Below are 3246 nucleotides of genomic sequence, written 5' to 3' on the forward strand. Positions count from 1 at the left end.
TCCCAATAATTTGACATGTTTGAAGTGCATCAGGAATCACAGAATTATACCAATTTGAAGCTGTTTCCCATATCGCATTAGTAGTACCTGTCCACCGTATTCCATAATAAGTTGTACCATTTATTGGTGTAGCATTACCAAAAACACTTGTGCTACCGGTATAAGCAGTACTTGTAACTTCACCGGTTCCACTTATACTTACCTTATAAATATTTCCTGCCGTTAATTTCCCATCAACAGTCATTGTAGTTTGACTTCCCCCTGTAATTATACTCGTAACATTTACAGTTGCTCCTGCATTAATTTCTACTGAACCACTAGTGTTTTTTATATCTAATTCATCTATATCCATTGATCCTGAAACTGAAAAATTTGCATTTGTTGCCATTGTAATTAAATAGGAACCTATTAATGACCCTGATGAACTTATATTTAATGATGATAGTCCGTTTTGGGGTATGTCCACATCTAAAATAACATCATGGTTTATAGTAACGTCATCACCTTTTACAGGAGTACTCGTAGAACCCCAAGTTGCTGTAGCAGTCCAATCTCCATCTCCTGCAGAAGTATATGATGCTGCATATACAGCAACAACTTGTGTACACGTAACTATAATAATTAAAACTATTTTGACAATTAATTTCATAACTGTGAGTATTATATTTAAGTATAGAAACCCAAAAATCTAACGATAAATTTTATTTAAAATACAATTAAATATCATTTTATTTATTGAATTACTCATTATTTTTTTAAACAAAGGTAACAAAAATAGCAATATATATGTATATATATATCAAAAATCCCCAAAGTTGTTGATAAACTGAATTTGATGCACTAATTTACTTAAATTTTTTTAAAAAAAGTAGTTATTTCTGTTTTAGTTTATTCCTAAAAAATTCAATTTCTTTTCCATTATAGTTTTTAAAATCTTCACTTATTCCATAATATCTTTTTAACGATAGTTTTTCTTTTTCCTCAGTACTTGGAATTATTCTTTCTCCCCCATCTTTCATTCTTTCATCATCACTTTGTTTTCCTGTTTCAAAATTTTCTTTAAGGTAAACATCTTTTCCTTTTAGGTCGGCAAAAAAGCAAATCTGATCGGAGTAAAGGTGATAAACCGAAGAAATGCCGGGTGGATTTTGTTTATCAAAATTATTCCAACCGTAATGATGTCCTTCGCCAGTAATGTATTTATCATCACCTTCTGTATCAAAAAAGAAAACTTGTGATTTGTTTATCGCATATCCAAATCCGTCATTATGAACTTTATAAGTATCATTGCCACCTTTGTTTAGGAAAATAGCAATAGTATAATCGTGTCCAAATCCAATTCCTGCTGCAAGTTTTCCCCAGTTTACATGTTCATCGTTTCCACCTTCATCAATTAAAACCCCTATGCAAAAATGAGCTCCTGCTGCTTGAGACCAATGAGTGCTATGATATTTATCATTCCCTGTTCCATCATACAAATATCCTGAGCCGTACCAATAACCACAACCTTGAGACCAGCCACCTGCTTCATAAAAATCATCACCGCTAATATCGATTAATGTTCCTGTTCCGCCAGCCCATGAATGTCCGTCAGTTACATCTCCTCGTCTGCCTACACCACTTCCCTGAACATAAGAATAATTATACTGCCCTTCGTGTGAATGCCAGTTGTCAATCCGAAAAATAACTGCTGTATCTTTTTCGGCATAATAATGATCGTTGCCGGTGTTATTTATCAAAGTGCCAACACCTCCAACTCCACCATAACCCTGTCCGTCACCAAAAATTGAATATTTATCGTTACCGTTGTTATCAATTGCCAAACCAACACCAAAATAAGCACTTCCTTGTCCGGAAGTCCACATTTTGTATTCATCATCTCCATTATTATCAGCTAAAATTCCTATGCCTAACATTGCTGCTCCTTGTGAAAGTCTTTTTGATTGATAAACATCATCACCCTCAAGGTCGTAAAGCATTGCCGCACCAAAAATTCCTGCTCCTTGTGAAGGCAAATATTCATCATCATTAATATATTTATCATCTCCATCAAGATCAATAGCAAGTGAAACAGGGATTTGCAAGGATGGAGTTGAACCAATAGCTCCATAATAAGTATCATTACCTCCAAGGTCAATTACCAAAAATGCATCCGAATAGCGATGTGTATTTTTTGTTGTACCCGAAATAACAATTCTTCCTATCGGGCTTAGCCAATTAAATTCCTGATTTTTCCAATTAATATTTAAATCAGAATTTTTTAAAGCAACTAAGGTATCTGATAATTCTTCGGCAACAGCCATAAGTTTTGCTCCGGCATAATAAATTGAATTTATATCAATGTCTTTTGCTGCATCTTCAAGGCAAGGGAAATATTCCATTCCGTCAAATTGAGTTTCGCCAAGGTGTCGGATACGCCAGCATTGTACCGCATCTTTGTAGTCAACATTTCGCATTGCTATTTGTGTAAATCTCCATGCTTCAGTAAGATTTATTAATGCAACTGCGACCTCTCTTTGTATGCTTGGATGAATATTTTTTAATGCAATTTTTAAATCTTTTTCATTCAAAGGATATTCTCCTGCTTTCCCTATTCGATTGTACTCAAAAACGTTATGAGTTACTTTATAAATATCTTTTATAGCATTTAGCATAGGTTGTTTTTCTGTTGGCTTAGCCCACAAAGAAGCACTATAGGCTCTAAACTCTGTGCTTTGATGCATAATTCCACAATAAAATCCTAACTTCATTAACCCATCAGAATGCTTTTCTAAATATTCAGGAGCTAGATAATTTTCTACAGATTGTTTTTGTACACTTAGGTAATCGTAAATTCGTTGAGGCTCTCTAAAAAGATCATCAAAAGCAGGGTTTTTAAACGGAATTTGTGAAGGATTAGGATAACGTATCCAATATGATTTTGGTTCAAAACCAAGATTCTTTTCAGAAATTCCTACAACATTCATCATTTGCTCAAAAGCATCCTTATTTTGAGAAAAAGAAACAAATGAAATTAGAAGAATAAAAAATAATAAAGAAAGTTTTTTCATAATAATATTTGTTTTAACAGAATACTTTACATAAAAATATGAGGGAAATTTAATAATAATTTTTTGGTTATACCAATTTAATTTCAAAACGCCTGATAAATAAATTAAATTATATTTTTCTTTTTTTAGGCAAAAATTCTTTGCATAACTTGTTCCGCACTTGTTTCGGAAGCTATAGCTACGGAAATAATTTTTA

Annotated in this window: 2 protein-coding genes; both read right to left on the minus strand. The window is 32.9% G+C overall.

The window, feature by feature from the left end; translation table 11 throughout:
* The coding region (locus tag U9R42_01070; GenBank protein MEA3494607.1) for a hypothetical protein at positions 1-649 on the minus strand (649 nt) is incomplete at its 3' end.
* 223 nt (positions 650-872) lie between these two features.
* On the minus strand, positions 873-3050 hold the full coding sequence (locus U9R42_01075) for a hypothetical protein (GenBank protein MEA3494608.1): 2178 nt from the start codon (positions 3048-3050) through the stop codon (positions 873-875).
* Positions 3051-3246: the final 196 nt, after the last annotated feature.

The organism is Bacteroidota bacterium (assembly GCA_034723125.1).
Lineage (GTDB): Bacteria > Bacteroidota > Bacteroidia > CAILMK01 > JAAYUY01 > JAYEOP01.